The sequence below is a fragment of the Veillonella sp. 3310 genome (assembly GCF_003999875.1).
Lineage (GTDB): Bacteria > Bacillota > Negativicutes > Veillonellales > Veillonellaceae > F0422.
Genome location: NZ_RQVJ01000005.1, coordinates 57,405 through 76,782 on the forward strand (window position 1 = coordinate 57,405; position 19,378 = coordinate 76,782).

General features: G+C 38.8%; 17 protein-coding genes. 13 read left to right on the plus strand and 4 right to left on the minus strand.

Annotated elements, in window-relative coordinates:
* Nucleotide 1 precedes the first annotated feature (1 nt).
* The 3 genes from EO127_RS06975 to dnaA form a co-directional block, all read right to left on the minus strand.
* Complete coding sequence (locus tag EO127_RS06975; RefSeq protein ID WP_127448719.1) at nucleotides 2–226, minus strand: RNA-binding S4 domain-containing protein; 225 nt, start codon at nucleotides 224–226, stop codon at nucleotides 2–4.
* Between the two features lie 16 nt (nucleotides 227–242).
* Nucleotides 243–1,355 (minus strand): DNA polymerase III subunit beta, encoded by a 1,113-nt coding sequence (gene dnaN, locus EO127_RS06980; protein WP_127448720.1) that lies wholly within the window; start codon nucleotides 1,353–1,355, stop codon nucleotides 243–245.
* 268 nt (nucleotides 1,356–1,623) lie between these two features.
* Nucleotides 1,624–3,279: a chromosomal replication initiator protein DnaA gene (dnaA, locus tag EO127_RS06985; protein WP_164742314.1), complete on the minus strand. Its 1,656-nt coding sequence runs from the start codon at nucleotides 3,277–3,279 to the stop codon at nucleotides 1,624–1,626.
* A gap of 366 nt (nucleotides 3,280–3,645) precedes the next feature.
* Between dnaA and rpmH the strand changes: the two genes are divergently transcribed.
* The 5 genes from rpmH (at nucleotide 3,646) to jag (ending at nucleotide 5,953) form a co-directional block, all read left to right on the plus strand.
* On the plus strand, nucleotides 3,646–3,780 hold the full coding sequence (gene rpmH / locus EO127_RS06990) for a 50S ribosomal protein L34 (protein ID WP_004692946.1): 135 nt from the start codon (nucleotides 3,646–3,648) through the stop codon (nucleotides 3,778–3,780).
* A gap of 70 nt (nucleotides 3,781–3,850) precedes the next feature.
* Complete coding sequence (gene rnpA / locus EO127_RS06995) at nucleotides 3,851–4,204, plus strand: ribonuclease P protein component (protein ID WP_009353996.1); 354 nt, start codon at nucleotides 3,851–3,853, stop codon at nucleotides 4,202–4,204.
* Nucleotides 4,204–4,431: a membrane protein insertion efficiency factor YidD gene (yidD, locus tag EO127_RS07000; protein WP_009353977.1), complete on the plus strand. Its 228-nt coding sequence runs from the start codon at nucleotides 4,204–4,206 to the stop codon at nucleotides 4,429–4,431. Before rnpA ends, yidD begins: the two co-directional genes overlap by 1 nt.
* A gap of 108 nt (nucleotides 4,432–4,539) precedes the next feature.
* A complete protein-coding gene (locus tag EO127_RS07005; protein WP_127448722.1) occupies nucleotides 4,540–5,178 on the plus strand; it encodes a YidC/Oxa1 family membrane protein insertase in 639 nt (212 codons plus the stop codon).
* A 10-nt stretch (nucleotides 5,179–5,188) separates the two neighbouring features.
* On the plus strand, nucleotides 5,189–5,953 hold the full coding sequence (gene jag / locus EO127_RS07010) for an RNA-binding cell elongation regulator Jag/EloR (RefSeq protein WP_127448723.1): 765 nt from the start codon (nucleotides 5,189–5,191) through the stop codon (nucleotides 5,951–5,953).
* Between the two features lie 63 nt (nucleotides 5,954–6,016).
* Here the strand turns inward: jag and EO127_RS07015 are convergent, their stop codons facing one another.
* The gene (locus EO127_RS07015; protein WP_009353948.1) at nucleotides 6,017–7,354 is read right to left on the minus strand and encodes an MFS transporter; all 1,338 of its coding nucleotides are present in this window, start codon (nucleotides 7,352–7,354) and stop codon (nucleotides 6,017–6,019) included.
* A 314-nt stretch (nucleotides 7,355–7,668) separates the two neighbouring features.
* On the opposite strand from EO127_RS07015, the gene EO127_RS07020 reads away from it, so the two are divergent.
* The 8 genes from EO127_RS07020 to mnmG all read left to right on the plus strand — a co-directional run bounded on the left by EO127_RS07020 (nucleotide 7,669) and on the right by mnmG (nucleotide 19,377).
* Complete coding sequence (locus tag EO127_RS07020; RefSeq protein ID WP_370447303.1) at nucleotides 7,669–8,355, plus strand: Crp/Fnr family transcriptional regulator; 687 nt, start codon at nucleotides 7,669–7,671, stop codon at nucleotides 8,353–8,355.
* Between the two features lie 72 nt (nucleotides 8,356–8,427).
* Nucleotides 8,428–12,102 carry a nitrate reductase subunit alpha gene (locus tag EO127_RS07025; RefSeq protein ID WP_127448724.1) on the plus strand — a complete coding sequence of 1,225 codons (3,675 nt, stop codon included), beginning with the start codon at nucleotides 8,428–8,430 and terminating at the stop codon, nucleotides 12,100–12,102.
* On the plus strand, nucleotides 12,092–13,519 hold the full coding sequence (narH, locus tag EO127_RS07030) for a nitrate reductase subunit beta (RefSeq protein WP_009353956.1): 1,428 nt from the start codon (nucleotides 12,092–12,094) through the stop codon (nucleotides 13,517–13,519). The genes EO127_RS07025 and narH overlap by 11 nt, the downstream gene beginning before the upstream one ends.
* A complete protein-coding gene (narJ, locus tag EO127_RS07035; RefSeq protein WP_126940996.1) occupies nucleotides 13,519–14,043 on the plus strand; it encodes a nitrate reductase molybdenum cofactor assembly chaperone in 525 nt (174 codons plus the stop codon). The genes narH and narJ overlap by 1 nt, the downstream gene beginning before the upstream one ends.
* Nucleotides 14,040–14,711, plus strand: coding sequence for a respiratory nitrate reductase subunit gamma (gene narI / locus EO127_RS07040; RefSeq protein WP_126940995.1), 672 nt, complete (start codon nucleotides 14,040–14,042; stop codon nucleotides 14,709–14,711). Before narJ ends, narI begins: the two co-directional genes overlap by 4 nt.
* Before the next feature lie 357 nt (nucleotides 14,712–15,068).
* The gene (locus EO127_RS07045) at nucleotides 15,069–15,674 is read left to right on the plus strand and encodes a hypothetical protein (protein ID WP_127448754.1); all 606 of its coding nucleotides are present in this window, start codon (nucleotides 15,069–15,071) and stop codon (nucleotides 15,672–15,674) included.
* 434 nt (nucleotides 15,675–16,108) lie between these two features.
* The gene (gene mnmE / locus EO127_RS07050) at nucleotides 16,109–17,494 is read left to right on the plus strand and encodes a tRNA uridine-5-carboxymethylaminomethyl(34) synthesis GTPase MnmE (RefSeq protein ID WP_127448725.1); all 1,386 of its coding nucleotides are present in this window, start codon (nucleotides 16,109–16,111) and stop codon (nucleotides 17,492–17,494) included.
* 8 nt (nucleotides 17,495–17,502) lie between these two features.
* Nucleotides 17,503–19,377, plus strand: coding sequence for a tRNA uridine-5-carboxymethylaminomethyl(34) synthesis enzyme MnmG (gene mnmG, locus EO127_RS07055; protein WP_127448726.1), 1,875 nt, complete (start codon nucleotides 17,503–17,505; stop codon nucleotides 19,375–19,377).
* Nucleotide 19,378 lies beyond the last annotated feature (1 nt).

Genomic DNA, 19,378 nt, shown 5'->3' on the forward strand with positions numbered 1-19,378 from the left:
ATTAATCCTCCTTCACCACAGTGATTGTTACTTCATTAGCAATAGTTACCACATCATTAGGATAGATTTTTTTACGTTTTTCTGTAACTAATACGCCATTTAAGGTGATTTGTTTTTCTTCTAATAATACTTTAACTTGACCACCTGTAGCTAAGACATTAGCATATTTCAACAGTTGGTCTAATTGAATATACTCTGTATGAATGGATACAGTTTCTTGATTCATAATTTCCTCTTTTCTCTTAATTATGTGTATGAACTGGTGTTACCACATAGGTGTAATGGTCATTATTATCTTGACGAATCACCATAGCCCCTTGTTCTTGTAAATACATATGGATTCTTTCACCTGTGCTATGTTTCAATAATTCATCTATATATTTACCATTAAAATTAATAGTGAAAGGATTGCCTTCAAAGGTACATAGAACAATATCTTTTACCATACCAATATCAGCACTTTGAGAACTTAATGTAACTTGATTTTCTTCCCAATCATAACGAATGGCAGAATAACTCATATCTTTCGCCATAAAATATACACGATCTAAAGAACTAGCAAATTCACGACGATTTAAAATAGCACTAGCATCGAATTTAGCAGGAATAACACGTTTATAATCAGGATATGTACCTTCAATTAATCTTGAAATAATATATACAGTATCAAATACAATAGCTACTTGATTTCTATTCCAAATTAATTTAACCATAACAGGTTGATCTGATGGTAATACTCTGGAAACTTCTTCTACAGTACGTTTTGGAATGACAATACGCATTGAATTTTCAAGAGCTGTATCTAAGGTAACTTTTTTAACAGCCATACGATGTGTATCAGTACCGACCATAGTAAGTTCATTACCTTCAATTTCTACTAAGGTACCACAGAAAATAGGACGATCTGTATCTGTAGAAGTAGCATATACAGTTAAATCGATTAATTGTTTTAACTGTTCTCCGTCAATCATAATACTATTATCATCTTGGATTTGTTCTACTAAAGAAAAATCTTCTACTTGCATAGTGACTAATTTAAACTCAGAATGATCTGATTTAATTTGTAATTGATTGGAATTGTCTGGTTTATATAATTCTACTTGTTCACCAGGTAATTTTTTTAGAATTTCTTGAAAGTATTTAGAACCTACTACAATCGTACCTGGTTCAAGGATGGTAGCATCTACTTGGGATCTCATTCCAATTTCAAAGTCATTAGCTTGTAATTCTACGTAATTATCTTTTGTAGAAATGTAGATAGATCCTGGTAAATTAGAACTTGTTTTATTGCTTGCTACACGTTGGAATAGTGACATAGCTTTCACTAATTCAGTTTTGTTAAATTGAAGTTTCATCATTAACTCCTTGTGACTAATATAACTATGTTAGAGTGTTTTTGTTTAAAGTAGTAGCTGTAGTAGTAGGGCGCGTGCACAAGTGGATAGGTGTATAAAGTCCTTGTATATCAATGTTTTACACATGTTTACAACATTGGGAATAGAAAATTGCATCTATCCACATAGTAACAGGTTTGAAATTACCTTGTGTGTAAGTCGATTTTTGTTAACAGCCTAGGCACAAAGTGTACACAGGTTACGCACATACTTATCCACAATTTGGAGATTACTTAGCTGCTTCTAATTCTTCACGAATACGTTCAATGGTATATCTTAAATCTTGATCCTTTTCTATTTCTCTAGAAATTTTTTCATACGCATGCAATGCCGTTGTATGGTCTTTTTTACCAAAAGCAAAGGAAATTTGTGGGTAACTTTCATTGATTAATTCACGAGCTAAATACATAGCAATTTGGCGTGGATGGGCATATTGCTTATTCCGTTTTTGGCTAATTAAATGTTCTAGTTTAATTTTGAAATAATCTGCTACAAATTCTTGGATGTATTTAATGGATAATACGATTTTTTCTGTATGAATGATAAAGTCTTTGATTGCTATATTAGTAAATTCTACATCAATCGTTTCTAATCGGTTTGTGATAGCCGCTTGTGTAATCAATGTTTCAAAGGCGCCTTTTAGTTCACGAATATTTCTTTTATTAAAGTATTGTGCAAATAAGTGTATTACCTCTTTTGGAACATTTAAAGTTGGGTATTCACTGCGGCGATGATAGATTTCCTCATGGATGATGGCTTCAATCATTTCTGGATTTGGTGCTTCAATTTCTACAGTAAGGCCACTATTGAATCGTGTAATTAAGCGTTCTTCCATTTCCTTGTAATCTTTTGGCGGCTTATCACTGGATAAAATCACTGCTTTATTGTGGCTCAATAAGTGGTTGAAAGTATTGAAAAATTCTTCCTGTGTAGTTTTCTTATTTTTTTCTTCTAAGAATTGTACATCGTCAATGATGAGTACGTCGATGTCTCGGAAGTTACGGCGGAACTGATCCGGTGTTTTTGTTCGCAAAGATTCAATAAAACTATTCATAAAATCTTCACTGGTAATGGACATAATTTTAGCAGCTGGATTATTGGCTAAAATTTCATTGCCGATGGCATGCATTAAATGAGTTTTACCAAGACCAGATTGACCGTGAATATACAGTGGATTGTAACGAAATCCTGGGTTTTCTGCTACTGCTTTTGCAGCACTGAAAGCAACGCGGTTAGAATTAGATTCGATGTAATTATCAAAAGTAAAAGCACGATTTAGATGTGATTTTGAAGAGCTATTCATATCCCGTTGCACAGATGGTGCTGTTGGTAATGGTGTGGAAGTAGTTGTTTTAGTTGCAAATAAATCAGCAGGCACTGGTTTTTGGATACCTTGTGAAGGAGAAGTATTTCTTTGAATGATGACAGGAGAATCATAGCTAGGACGACTCACACCTTCTGGTAATACTTCGTCATACTCTTCTGTATTCCAAGGGGGAGGGATGATAGGAGATGGAGAACTTTCCATCGTTGTATCTTCAATAGAAGGCATATCGATAGGCGGCATAGGAGGAATATCCGAAGGAGATGTGTGTATTGTTTCTAATGAAGATGCATCTGATGTAGCAGTATCCGTTAGATAGTCAATAGTTTGTAAGGTAGGAAGTAAACTTTTTGCTGCCTCTACAATTTGGTTATGGACCAATGGGGTTTGAATGTATTTTAATTTGCTAGGATCCATAACGAATAAGGTTAGGATGGTAGATGTCATAGAATAGGGCATCAAGGAATTTACGACCAAGGAGTCCCACATTTGCTGGGGCATTTTTGTTTTTGTTTTTTGCATCACTTGGTCCCATAGGGAGTAGAGATCTAAGTCACTCATAATAAACCTTCCTGTATGTGTATAAAAATTATTTGTCCACATCATGATAAATGTGGATAACTAAAAATTAGACAAAGAAAAAGAGTTCATAAACAAGATAATAGGTAGAATTGTTTCTATCCACAATATTGTGAATAAGTCAGTGGATAAGATGTAAAAAATGTGGAAAACTTGTTTATAACCCTTTGTTGGTGTATAGGTTTATTATACCAAAAACTTTTTTGCTTTACTATGACAATATTACAAATCGTTTATATATATACTATTAAAAACAAGGTTTATATTGACAGAATTAGGGTTTATACATATAATTACTATGTTATGGTATACGAAAAAATAAACCTATCATGAGGAGGTGTTGTTGTAATGAAACGTACTTACCAACCAAATACACTTTGGAGAAAACGTACTCATGGTTTCCGTGAACGTATGAAAACCATCGGTGGCCGTCTAGTATTAAAACGTCGACGCGCTAAAGGCAGAAAACGCTTATCTGCATAATCAAATATACAGCAAGAGAACTTGGCCGCAGAGCCAAGTTTTTCTGTATGTACGGTATTAAAGGATAACTATGAATAGTTTAACAAAAGATAGAAGAATTCGGAAAAACAATGAATATCAATTAGTGTATAAGCACGGTCGCTATGAAGTGGGACGTCTTTGTGTGGTCTATCATATGCCAGTGGCAAAGCAAAAAAGTAAAATTGGTTTCGTCACGGGTAAAAAAGTAGGTGGCGCAGTACAGCGCAACAGAGCACGACGTTTGATGAAAGAAGTGTATCGTTTGCATCAACATGAATTGCGTGAAGGTCATCATATCGTAGTAGTCGGTCGAGGTTATTTAGCCAATGCTACCTACGAACAGGCAGAACGTGAAATGATGCGTCTATTCAAAAAATGTAAATTATTAAAGGATAGAAACTAATGGGTATTAGTAAACTTGTAAATTACTTGTTAATTGGATTAGTTCAGTTCTATCGATATGCTCTATCTCCTTTAAAGCCAAGTACTTGTCGTTTTTATCCCACCTGTTCGATGTATATGTTGCAAGCATTGCGACGATATGGACCTTTAAAAGGTAGCTATTTAGGCATTAAACGGATTTTAAAATGCCATCCCTTTCACAAGGGTGGATATGATCCTTTGCCATAGCACAGTTTTGGAAATACCTGAGTACCTGTATGGATGAAATATAGACCATACCATAACGTATATGGGTACACAAAGGTTATACTACAAAGAACAAGAAAAGGAGTAGGCATGGAAATCTTTCAATATTTAGTAGATTTTATGAGAAGTCTTGTGGAATATTCGTTTTTGGCCACAAAATCGATGGGCTTCCCAAGCTATGGTATCGCGATTATTTTGCTTACCATTATTATTAAACTTATATTAGCACCGTTGACACAAAAACAAGTGCAGTCTATGAAAGGCATGGCTGATTTACAACCTAAAATGAAAGCCATTCAAGACAAATATAAGGACAATCCACAAAAAGCACAGCAAGAAATTATGAAAATGTATAAAGAATTAGGCATCAATCCATTAGCTGGTTGTTTACCACTTCTTGTACAAATGCCATTCTTGATTGCTATTTTCTATGCATTGCAAGGATATCCATATGATCCTCAATATGCGCAATTCTTATGGTTACCAAATTTGAGTGATCCAGATCCAATCTATGTATTACCAGTATTGTCTGCGTTGTCTACGTATATTATGAGTAAACAAACATCTGCTAGTGGTAATAATCAACAAGCAAAGATTATGAACATCTTTATGCCACTATTCATTGGCTATATCAGTTTAAACTTTGCTAGTGGATTGGTAATTTACTGGGTAGTTTCAAATCTATTCCAATTAGCACAACAAACATTAATTTATCGTAATAACAAATAGGAGGCTAGGCATGGATTACATTGAAGTGTCAGCAAAAACGATTGAAGAGGCAACTTCACAAGCAACAGCGCAAATTGAATCTCAAGGTCGTGTTGTTACGTCTGTGAAAGTGTTAGAAGAACCATCAAAAGGTTTCTTAGGATTTGGTAAAAAAGATGCTCTTGTTCGCGTATACTTTGAAGAAGGAACAGCAGAGAATATTGCTGTTGCAGAAGAAGTAGTATCAGTTGTGGAAACTGTTACAGAAACAACAGTAGATACTGTGGAAACAGAAGCTATTGAAATTCCTGTGGTAGTTGAGGATGGTATTACAAAAGCAGAACAAGATTTCATTGCCGATACAGGTAAAGAATTTTTATTAGGTATGTTTGGAAAGATGGGCTTATCTGTACAAATTGAAAAATTGACTACTAAAGATAAGATCACATTCCAAGTACATGGGGAAGACTTAGGTATTTTAATTGGTAAACATGGTCAAACATTAGATGCTATCCAATACTTAACAAACCTTGTGGCTAATAAAGAAGTTCGCCGTCGCTGCCAAATTGTTGTGGACGTGGAAAATTACCGTTCCCGTCGTGAAGAAACTTTGATTCAATTGGCACATCGTTTAGGTGCTAAAGTGCGACGTACACGTCAAAAAATTGCTTTAGAACCAATGAATGCTTTTGAACGAAAAATTATTCATTTAGCATTGCAAAACGAAAAAAATATCAAAACAGATAGTGAAGGACAAGAACCATATCGTCATATTGTCATTTATTACAAACGATAAGTTGTAATTACTATCTAAATGAAAAAGAGCAGCCGAGGCTGCTCTTTTTTTTATAAGATTCAATTATACATTCATGTTAGCTGCTTTACGAACGTAGAACCAGTAACATACGAATACTGTTACGATATTGAAAGCTAGTAATACTGCGAATGCTGGGTGGATACTTCCAAATGTTGTGTATACATAGCCAAAGATTTTTGGTGTAATGAAGGCACCGTACGCCGCTACAGCTGCTACGAAACCAGCAATTAAGGAAGATTGTAATCCATCTGTGAAGATGTGAGGAATCATACGGAATGTAGATCCTGTTACGAAACCGCAGGATACGAACATTAATACAGTCATTCCAAAGAAAAAGTCGAAGTGATGCATATCCACGCCTACAGCGATTAATACAGTAGTGATACATAAACCAATCAAACCGATGAAAGTAATTTTTGTACCGCTATTGATTTTGTCAGCTAACCAACCACCTACTGGACGAAGGCTGGCAGATACTAAAGGTCCCACGAATGCGATGTGAGCAAATGGAATTTCAGGGAACTCTGTTTTAACAAGTAGACCAAGTGCTGCTGCATATCCAGAGAAGGCACCGAAGGAACATGTATATAACAATGTCATAGCCCATGTGTGTTTGTTGCTAAAAATTTGAGCCAGCGCTTTAGGATTAGGTTTTGCTAGTGGCAAGTTATCCATGTAACGAGTCATGCACGCTAAGATAATTACTAAAGGCACAATCCACATAAACGCCGCGTTGGCTAAGTATACTGCATTGCCTTTAACGATAGCTGGTGTGACACCGAAGATATTACCTAATGTAGCAGAACCCATAGCGAATGGAGCTAAGAAATAGATAACGGAGATCCCAAGGTTACCAATACCACCATTAATGCCAAGGGCGGTACCTTTTTCAGATTTAGGGAAGAAGTTACCGATGTAAGCCATGGAGGAGGAGAAGTTACCGCCGGCTAAACCGATCAAAGCTGTTAAGATCATGAATGTTTCATAGGATGTGGTTGTATCTTGTACAGCATAGCCTAACCATACTACAGGTACTAATAAAATAATTGTAGAAATAAAAGTCCAGTTTCTACCACCTATTAAAGCTGGCATGTAAGTATAAATAAAACGGAATGTAGCACCTACTAAACCTGGGAAGGCAGCCAGTGTAAATAACTGTTCTGTTGTGAAATGGAATCCAGCTCCATTTAATTGTGCTGCGATGGTTGACCATAAATACCATACGCAAAATGATAACGTTAATGCAATGGTAGAAACTACCAAGTTTTGTTTAGCAATTTTTTTGCCAAACTTTTCCCAAAATTCGGGATTTTCTGGTTGCCAGTTCGCAATAATTTCTTTGCGGCTCGCACCCACTTGAGGCATTTTCATCTCTGACATGAGAACACTCCTTTAATCCTTTCAACGTACAACTTGTGATACTTTTTGTATCACAGTAAATCGAAGACACAAATTAGTATAAAAAAATATTGACTTATGCCATACTTTCATTATAATATGTGCCTAAAATCACACACTTATTATATAAGATATAATATAATGTGAATGTGATAAAAAGCACAACTTATATAATTATTAATAAGTTATAATAGTAACATAGCGCAAAATTTAAAATGTAATTGAGAAATTGATATAGCTAAGTTTATATCAACTTCATAAGTATGGGATGTTACTGAAAGATGTATGGTGACAGTATGGAACAGGAGTTAATCAATCAATTGCTAGCATTGCCAGGTGAAGTAATTCATCTGAAAAAAGGAGAATTTTTATTTCACGAAGGCGATAAGGCAGAACATTTTTATATCGTTCAGAGAGGGCGCCTCAGTATTAAGAAATTTGAATCCACAGGACATATTTTTGCATTACGATTAGTAGGTAAGAATAATGTGCTTGGGGAAATTCCTTTGTATGAGACGAATACGAGATCGTATGTATTTAATGCCATTGCAAGAGAAGATTGCTCAGTCTATTGTATACGTTACGATGTATTAGAACCTGCCATTGCTAAGGATCATTCCTTAGCCATTGCGATGATGAAGATTTATACGCTTCATATGCGTCGACAACAAGCTAAGTATAGAGACTTATTATTATACGGTAAGAAAGGTGCATTTTATTCTACATTATTGCGTTTAGCTAATAGTTATGGTGTTAAGCGGGATGACGGTATTTATATCGACATTGCATTAAGCAACCAAGAGTTAGCTGAATTTACTGCCACATCACGGGAAGGTTTAAACCGCATGCTAAGTGAGTTACGAAAGTTAGGCTATGTAGCCTATGATAAACACCATCTGGTAATCTGTGACTTTGATGCATTAATCGATTTGCTAGATTTAGATATAGAAACTATCGATCCTAATATTAGCAATATCGAATGATTAAGGTTATCCCCCCTTGCTGTGAGCACTACGAAGGCAAGGGTTTTTTTGTATTTTTAAGGAGGACATGAGATGAGTCTTTTATCTCAAAAATTTAAGTTTCTTCGCAAGAAGGACGTATCTCCAACAGGCCATCAAATCACAGAAGAAGGTGGTCGTGAATGGGAAAATTTTTATCGTGACCGTTGGTCCTACGATAAAGTAGTCCGCACCACACATGGCGTAAACTGTACTGGTTCTTGTAGCTGGAATATTTACGTAAAAAATGGTGTTGTAGCGTGGGAAAATCAAGCAACTGATTATCCTAAAACACCAGATGATATGCCAGATTACGAACCACGTGGATGCCCTCGAGGATCTACTTTCTCTTGGTATTTATACAGCCCACTACGCGTAAAATATCCATATGTACGTGGTGAATTGATCGAGCTTTGGAGAGAAGCGAAGAAAACTGCTAAAAATCCTATCGAAGCATGGAAATCTATTGTAGAAGATCCTGAAAAAGCAAAACGTTATAAATCTGCTCGTGGTATGGGTGGCTTTGTACGTTCTACTTGGGATGAATCTACAGAAATCGTAGCAGCTTCCTTATTATATACAGCAAAAACATATGGTCCAGACCGCAACGCAGGATTCTCTGTAATTCCAGCTATGTCCATGTTGTCCTATGCAGGTGGTGCGCGTTTCTTGAACCTTATGGGTGGTACTCCACTTTCCTTCTATGACTGGTATGCTGATTTGCCGCCATCAAGCCCACAAGTTTGGGGTGAACAAACTGATACACCAGAATCTGGTGACTGGTACAATGCAGGTTACATCATTACATGGGGTTCCAATGTACCATTGACTCGTACACCGGATGCTCACTTCTTGGCAGAAGTACGTTATAAAGGTACAAAAGTAGTCTCTGTATCTCCTGACTATGCAGAATCTACTACATTCTCCGACACTTGGTTGAATGTAAAAGCAGGTACAGATGCAGCGATGGCAATGGCAATGGGTCATGTCATTCTGAAAGAATACTATGTAGATAAAGAAACTCCATATTTCAAAGAATATGCGAAAGAATTTACTGACTTACCATTTTTAGTACGTGTAGAAGAAATCAATGGTGCTTTACAAGCGGGCCGTTTCTTGAACAATCAAGATTTAGGTAGCACAGAAGATGGCGCTGATTTCCACACTGTCGTTATCGATGAAATTACGAATACAGTAGTGGCACCAAATGGTACATTAGGTGATCGTCATACAAATCCTAAAAAATGGAATTTACGTCTTGAAAACCGTGCAACAGGAGAAAAAATCTCTCCTCGTTTATCTGTCATCGACCAACGTGATTCCGTAGCATTAGTTAAATTACCATACTTCGGTGACGAAGCTCATGAAGGTATTATTGAACGTGCTATCCCTGTTATGACAGTACAAACTAAAGAAGGTCCTGTACAAGTAACAACAGTTTACGACTTGATTCTTGCTAACTATGGTATCGATCGTGGCTTAGGCGGTGAAGTGGCTACTAGCTATGAAGAAGATACTCCTTACACTCCAGCATGGCAAGAAAAAATCACTGGCGTGAAAGCAGACGTAGTGATTCGTACAGCTCGTGAATTTGCAGATAACGCAGAACAAACAAAAGGTCGCTCCATGATCATCATGGGTGCTGGTATCAACCACTGGTATCATGCTGACATAATTTACCGTACGATCCTTAACTTGATCATGTTCTGTGGTACAGAAGGCGTTAACGGCGGTGGCTGGGCTCACTATGTAGGACAAGAAAAATTACGTCCTGTTGAAGGTTGGGCTGGCATTATGACAGCAAATGACTGGAGTAAAGCACCTCGTTTACAAAATGGTACATCTTGGTTCTACTTTGCTACAGAACAATATCGTTCTGACTGCATTGACCTAGCAGATCGTGTATCTAAATTAGCCACACCTCGTTACAGACACCCTGGTGACTATAATGTATTGGCTGCTCGTTTAGGTTGGTTGCCGTCCTACCCTACTTTCAACCGTAACTATCAAGATTTAATCAATGATGCTCGTGCGACAGGTGCAGGTACTGAAGCTGAAATTAACCAATACATCGTACAAGCATTGAAAAATAAAGAGTTGAAATTCTGCGTAGAAGATCCTTCTGCGAAAGAAAATCATCCACGCAACTTGTTCGTATGGCGTTCCAACTTGATTGGTTCCTCCTCTAAAGGTCATGAGTACTTCTTAAAATATTTATTAGGTACAAAAAATGGCGTATTAGAAGATGAAGATGCACCAGTACGTCCAGAAGAAATCAACTGGCGTGAAGCTCCTGAAACAGGTAAATTAGACTTGTTGATCGACATCGATTTCCGTATGGCTTCTACGGCGTTATATTCCGATATCGTATTCCCTGCAGCAACATGGTACGAAAAACAAGACTTATCTTCCACAGATATGCATCCATACGTGCACGTATTCCAAGCGGCTGTTGATTGCGCATGGGACACTAAATCTGACTGGGATACATTCCGTACTTTGGCAGAAACTGTATCTCGCGTAGCGAAAGAGTCTGGTTTCACTGAATACGAAGATATCGTAGCACAACCATTGGGTCATGACAGCCCAGGCGAAGTGGCTCAACCATTGGGTAAAGTATTAGACTGGAGCAAAGGCGAATGTGAACCAATTCCAGGTAAAACTATGCCAAATCTTGTACACGTAAAACGTGATTACAGTAAAATCTTTGAAAAATTCATTGGCTTAGGTCCTAATATTGAAAATAAAGTAGGCGCTCATGGTTTAGCATGGGATGTAACAGATGAATATCAATCCTTATATGAACAAAATGGAACAATCGACCAACCAGGTTTCGTATCTCATGGTCGTCCTAGCATCTACGAAGCACGTGAAGCTTGTAATGTTGTGTTAACCTTGTCCTCTTGTACGAATGGTAAATTAGCAGTTCGTTCTTGGCAGGCTATGGAAGAAAAAACAGGCTTAACAGATCTTCAAAAGAATGCAAAAGGTCGTGAAGAAGAACGCATTACCTTCGACGATATGGTACGTCAACCACGCTTTATCATTCCATCTGTGACAAGTACAGGTAAAAATAATAAAGACCGTCGTTATTCTCCATTTACAACATCTACTGAGGATAAAGTTCCATTCCGTACGGTTACGGGTCGTCAATCCTTCTATTGTGACCATGAAATGATGCGTGACTATGGTGAGGCTATGGCGCTTTACAAACCAGTCTTGTCCTACGCACCAGTGAAAGGTGATTATGCACAAGAGGGGGTTCCTCAAATCACATTGAAATACTTAACACCACATCATAAATGGTCTACACATAGTATGTACTTCGATAGCCAACAATTGTTAACATTGTTCCGTGGTGGACAAACAATTTGGTTGAACGAAGATGATGCGAAAGAAATCAATGTCCAAGACAATGATTGGGTAGAAGCTTTCAATAAAAACGGTATCGTTGCAGCCCGTGCTGTAGTATCCCCACGTATTCCTCGTGGTATTTCCTATATGCACCATGCTCAAGACCGTCACATTAACGTACCTGCTGCACAAATCAAAAAACAACGCGGTGGTACACACAATGCACCAACTCACATTCATTTGAAACCAACACATATGATTGGTGGTTATGGTCAATTAAGTTATGGATTCAATTATTATGGCCCAACTGGCAACCAACGGGATATGACTATTGTGGCTCGTAAAATGAAGGAGGTAGATTGGCTTGAAGATTAAGGCTCAAGTATCTATGGTCCTAAATTTAGACAAGTGTCTAGGCTGTCACACATGTTCTATCACTTGTAAAAATACATGGACAAACCGCGAAGGTGCGGAATATATGTACTTTAATAATGTGGAAACCCGCCCAGGTGTTGGCTACCCTCGTCATTGGGAAGACCAAGAAAAATGGAAAGGCGGCTGGACTGTTGGTAACGATGGAAAATTAGCATTGGCTACAGGTTCTAAAACAAATCGTCTGATGAAATTGTTCTATCATCCAGAACAACCTGAGTTGAAAGACTACTTTGAACCATGGACATATGACTATGAAACATTGATCCATTCTGGTCGTAAAAATAACCAACCAGTAGCACGTCCACGTTCGTTGGTAACAAAAGAAAAAATGGAAATCAAATGGGGTCCTAACTGGGATGACGATTTGGCTGGTGGTGAACACGCTCGCTCTGATGTTAACTTAGCTAAAATGGGCGAAGATATTGTGTTTGACTATGAAAAAGTTTTCATGCGCTACTTACCTCGTCTATGTAATCACTGTTTGAATCCAGCGTGTGTGGCAGCGTGCCCATCTGGTGCGATTTACAAACGTGATGAAGACGGTGTGGTTTTAGTATCTCAAGACGTATGTCGTGGCTGGCGCCATTGTGTACCATCTTGCCCATACAAAAAAATCTTCTACAATTGGGAAACAAATAAAGCTGAAAAATGCGTATTCTGTTACCCACGTTTGGAAAATGGTTTACCACAAATTTGTGCGGAAACTTGCGTAGGTAGAATGCGTTATGTAGGCGTTGTTTTCTATGATATGGATAAAGTAGAAGCAGCAGCGGCTTCCAAAAACGATACAGATATCTACGAAAATACAGTGGATTTAATCTTAGATCCTCATGATCCAGAAGTAGTAAAAGCGGCTCGTGCAGAAGGTATTGGTGAAGCTTGGATTAAAGCAGCACAAAAATCTCCAGTTTACAAATTAATCAAGGAATGGAAAGTGGGCTTGCCACTACATCCAGAATATCGTACATTACCAATGGTTTGGTATGTACCGCCATTGAGTCCAATCGTACAACGCATTACATCTGAAGTATACTTACCAGATGCAAACGAAATGCGCGTGCCTGTACAATATCTTGCGAATCTATTTACAGCAGGTAATGCAGATGCACTAGCTCGCGTATTACAACGTGTATTAGATATGCGTGAATATATGCGTCGTCGCGATGTAGGTGGAGAGGCTCCTGAGCATCCAATCGATTTAACAGAAGATCAAATGTACGAAATGTACAAATTATTAGCATTATCTAAATACAATGATCGTTTCGTGATTCCTACAGATATTAAAGCGTCTCGTGAAGGTCGTGCAGATATGCAACATAAACGTGGTTTTGCCTGTCCTACAGGGGGATGTCAATAATGAATGATGCTCAGAAAATAGCGCTTATCGCGTCATTTCTGCTTCGCTATCCCGATGCCACTTGGTACGATGAATTACAAGAATGGAAGGGGGACGCAACATCTGTTGCGCACCCTCAACTCCGTCAAGCCTTGGTAGAATTTTTCGACTATGTGGAAGAAACACCTCGTAAAGAGTTTGAAGATCAATATGTGCGTACCTTTGACTTTAGTCAAAATACGAATATGTATTTATCTACTTATGAATTACAAGGTACAGGGGAACAAGCAGAAGAACTTGTTAAATACAAAGCATTTTTCCTTGAAAATGGCTATGACTTACCAAAAGAAATGCCAGACTTTGTCCCAGCTATTCTTGAATTATGTGCGCTTATCGAAGAAGAAAAAGCAAAAGAAATTTATGAATACTGTAAACCAAAATTAGAATATATTCGGGAGCGTTTTATTGAAGCAAAACTGCCGTATGCATTCTTATTTGATATTATTTTATCTGTTGCAAATGGATTGGAGGACGGTGTACTATGAGTTTATTTCTATGGGGCGCCCTGCCTTATATCGCTTTCACCTTCTTTGTCGTAGGGACACTTGTTCGTTTCTTTTACTTTGAAAGAAACTGGACTACTAAATCAAGTCAATTTTTAGAAAAGAAACAATTGCGTATTGCTAACCCATTGTTCCACTTTGGTTTGCTTTGCGTTATCGGCGGTCACGTGGTAGGTGTATTAATTCCTAAAACTTGGACTGCTATGATCGGTGTGGATGACCATATGTACCACCAAGGCGCGTTGTACATGGGTGCTGTAGCTGGTTTCCTATTTATCTTAGGATTCTTGATGCTCATGAAACGTCGTTTCACAACACCTGAATTACGCGCTAACACATCTAAAATGGATGTATGGTTGTACTTGTTCTTTACACTAGCTATCGTAAGTGGTATGGCTGGTACCTTATTGAATGCGTCTGGATTCTTTGACTATCGTGTATCTATTGGACCTTGGTTCCGTAGCGTATTGATGGCTATGCCAGACCCATCCTTAATGGAAAATGTTCCTGGTATCTTTAAGTTCCATATGCTATCCTGGATGATTGTGGCTATCGTATTCCCATTCAGCCGTTTAGTACATTGTTTAAGCGTACCATTTAATTACTTAGCACGACCATTTATCGTGTATAGAAAAAGAGACCGTCGCTAGGTCGTCACTTGTTCCGCTATGTAGCCTGTGGCGTTCGTAACTGAATATGATAAAGGGAAGAGCACGGCATACCCCCTCTCAAACGGCATTTCATAATGTTTGTTCGGGGGCACGCCGTGCTCTTCTTGTGTTTGTGCAATTTTGTCAGTAAGACCCGCCACAAGGCTACTACTCGTAATGGCGCTTTTCAGGGGTAGTAATATATAAATGATATGTCTTATCTAATATGAATGCGTAAAAGGTCTGTATATTATGAGAAATTCATACTTTTAGATTCTTTACAATGATAATTGATATTGTTATACTTTAACTGTATAAATTTTTTTGGTATTATTGGATAAGGAGTGTCATGTGACGATGGAAAGTTCAGGACAAAAGCAATTTAAGAGCAAGTATCATATTTTGGTATGGATTGCTCTATTATCATTAGCACTGATTGGTATGGTTGAGTATGGATATTATTTACAAAATAGACCTCCATTTAAATGGCAGATTTATTTAGGTTTGATTCCATTTTCATCTTGGGTAGTGTTGACGTATCTTGCGACAAAACCAAAATGGTTTACTACACGTTATAATGTAGGTGAAATGTACAAGGTACACCGTATTGTAGGTATTGTAGTAACTGCTATGTTAGGTGTTCACTGGTATGTATATTTTGGTCATGCTAAAACAGCATTAGGCTGGTGGGGCGGCTACGTAGCTCTTGTAGGGATGTTTATTGCTTTTCTAGTAGGGATTTTATTCCTAACGCCTTGGTTTAAAGGTATCGCTACATCTATGCCTCGTAAAGCAGCTGTATGGATTCATAGATTGAATTTGGTAGCTTTAATTGGTGCTAATATCCACGTACATGGATTTAAACGATTATCTGCCATGGTTCCATTCTTACAAGTATATGATGTACTTACATATGGACTAGTGATCTATTATATCTATTGGATGCTTAAGAAAAGAAACTAAGTCGTCACTTATTCCGCTATGTAGTCTTGTGGCGTTCGTAATTGAATAGGGGAAAGGAAAGACCGCAACATACTCCTTCTCAAACTGATACAGTGGTTAGGTTTGTTCAGGAGCATGTTGCGGTCTTTTGCGTTTGTGTAATTTAGGTAGTAAGGGAACGCCACAAAGGCTACTACTCGTAACGGCGTTCCTCAAGGAGTTTTCTCCTATCTATCATTGATGTTACTTTGGTTGCGTGATATAATTTATATAAGGCCACAAGGCCTTTTCTTTTTATATGAAATGGTATTACTCGATGTCAGATATGTTTTTTAGGAGTATCATGAAAGTGTCATAACGATATGTTACTGATACTATGTATATATGGTATCCCTATAAAGGATATGTACTAGATATATCTTAAAACAACGGCATTGATGTAGACAGGAGATACTATGTTTTTAGATGACACGATTGCAGCGATTGCGACGGCTCCAGGGATTGGCGGTATTGGTATTATCCGCATCAGTGGTCCTGAGGCGTGCGATGTTGTGAATCGTATCTTTCACAGTAAACAATCTGTGCCACTGGGTGAGCGCCAGACGCGAACGATCCATTATGGACATATTGTTCATCCTAAGACGGGTAAAACCTTGGATGAGGTCATCGTGGTGTTGATGAAAGGTCCTCATTCCTATACGGCAGAGGATGTGGTAGAGATTCAATGTCATGGCGGTTTTGTGTCAGTCCGTGAAATACTGAAAGTCCTTCTTTCAGAGGGGGTACGTCAGGCGGAAGAAGGGGAGTTCACGAAGCGAGCATTCTTGAATGGTCGCATTGATTTAACCCAAGCAGAGGCCATCATCGACATTATTGATGCGAAGACGGAGCAATCTTTGGAAGTGGCAGTGAATCAATTAGACGGTACCTTATCCAAGCATATTCGCGCCTTACGAGATGAGTTAATCGCTATGATTGCTCATTTAGAGGTAACTATCGATTATCCAGAAGAAGATATTGAAGACGTATCGGCTCAAGAGGTACGGACGGGATTAGCTCCCATCCTTGAGAAGATGGATACTTTATTGGCAACGGCACAGCGTGGTAAATTATTGCGTGATGGTGTGATGGTGTCCATTATTGGTCGTCCTAATGCAGGGAAATCTAGTTTGATGAACGCTTTACTTCGTGAGGACCGTGCCATTGTGACGAACATTCCAGGCACGACCCGTGATAGTATTGAAGAATTTTTAACCATCCAAGGGATTCCCGTACGCTTAATTGATACCGCAGGGATTCGTGAGACCGAAGATATTGTGGAAAGTATGGGCGTTGAAAAAGCACGTCAGTACTTAGATAAAGCAGATGTGGTGGTCCTTGTTATTGATGGGTCAAAACCATTGGAGCCGGAAGAACAAGAGTTGCTACAGCTCATTACGAATCGTCCAAGTATTATCTTCTTGAATAAAGCAGACCAAGCGCAATGTGTTAGCAAAGAAGAGATTGCGGCACTAGGGATTTTCACAGAGATTGTCACCATCAGTGCGGCCCAAGGAGAAGGTATGGAGGAGATGGCAAAGGTCATTACGTCCTTGGTACAAGGCGGAACTGTACAGGCCAGTCATGAGGCGATGCTCAGCAATGTGCGCCACATTACCTTGATGGAACAGGCGAAGTCTAGCTTGGATCAATCCATTCTTGCCATCGATAGCGGTATGCCTATCGATTTAATCGTCACGGACATTCGCGCCGCTTGGGAATTACTGGGCGATATTACTGGTGAAAGTTTACGTGAATCCATGGTGGATGAATTATTTAAACGATTCTGTTTAGGAAAATAGGAGAATACATGTATTTAGTAGATACGTATGATGTGATCGTCATCGGCGGTGGTCATGCTGGTTGTGAGGCTGCCTTAGCCACAGCCCGCATGGGGCACCGCACCTTGATGGCCACATTGAATTTAGATAACATTGCTCTTATGCCATGTAACCCAGCCATTGGGGGACCTGGTAAAAGTCATCTAGTATGTGAACTAGATGCTTTGGGCGGTGAAATGGGCATCAATGCGGATGCGACAGCCATCCAAATGCGCATGCTCAATACAGGAAAGGGACCTGCGGTACATTCCTTGCGGGCTCAATCTGATAAAGTGGCCTACCAACGCCGTATGAAAGAAGTCTTAGAAAATACTGAGAACCTCAATGTGAAGCAAATCATGGTCAATGAATTGCTCATCGAAGATGGTGTGGTACAAGGCATTGTGTCTGAATTAGGCGAAGTATACCAAGCAAAGGCCATCATTTTATGTACAGGTACGTACTTAAAAGGTAAGATTATTACTGGTGAATTGGCGTATACAGGTGGTCCTAATGGACAACGGACAGCGGAGTTATTGTCTCAATCTTTATTGAATCATGGCATTAAGTTGATGCGCTTCAAAACAGGGACGCCAGCTCGTGTAGATAAACGAACATTGCACACAGAGAATATGGAAATGCAACCTGGTGACTCTCACCATAGAGCCTTCTCCTTTATGTCTGATTGGATCGACCGCAATGAACAAGTATGTTGGTTGACTTTCACCAATCAAAATACACATGATATCATTCGTGGCAATTTACACCGTGCCCCTATGTACACGGGTGTTATCGAAGGGACGGGCCCAAGATATTGTCCATCTATCGAAGATAAAGTAGTTCGTTTTGAAGATAAACAGCGCCATCAATTATTCGTGGAGCCAGAGGGCAATCATACAAATGAAATGTATGTACAAGGCATGAGTACAAGCTTACCAATCGATGTGCAATATGCGTTTTTGCGTACCATCCCGGGCCTAGAAGATGTGGAAATTATGCGCCCTGCCTATGCTATTGAATACGATTGTTTAGATCCATTGCAATTGACACCGGCGTTACAAGTGAAGCATATTCAAGGATTGTACTCCGCAGGTCAAGCGAATGGTACATCTGGCTATGAAGAAGCGGCAGCACAAGGCTTGATGGCAGGTATTAATGCAGCCTTATGGTTAGAAGGAAAAGAGCCATTTATCTTATCTCGCTCCGAAGGCTACATCGGTGTGCTTATCGACGATTTGGTAACGAAAGGAACGAAAGAACCGTACCGCATGATGACGAGCCGCAGTGAATATCGCTTGTTACTTCGTCAAGACAATGCAGATATGCGCTTAACAGAAAAAGGCTATGAAATTGGACTTGTTAAGGAAGAACGATATAGAGCTTTCAAAGAGAAACAAGGTAAAATTGAAGCAGCCATTCAATTACTAGCGGATACACCTGTAAACCCTAGCGAAGAAACGCAACAAATCTTAGATCGCATTGGTACACCTCGCATCAAAACGGGCATCAAGGCTTACGATTTGGTGAAACGTAACGAATTATCCTATGGAGTAGTGGCAGAGGCATTCGGATTGCCTCGCTACGAAGCGCCGGTGGAAGAAGAAATCGATATTACCATTACTTACGATGGATATATAAAAAAACAAATGGAACAAGTAGAAAAGGTTCGCAAATTAGAGGCGAAAATTATTCCTCAAGATTGGGATTATACAGCGATGAAAGGTATATCTTTAGAAGCCATTCAAAAATTGAACGCTGTACGCCCCCATTCCATTGGTCAAGCGAGCCGTATTTCTGGGGTGTCCCCTGCGGACATTTCTGTGCTCTTAGTGCAAATTGAGCAGTACTACCGTGAAAGAGGTTAAT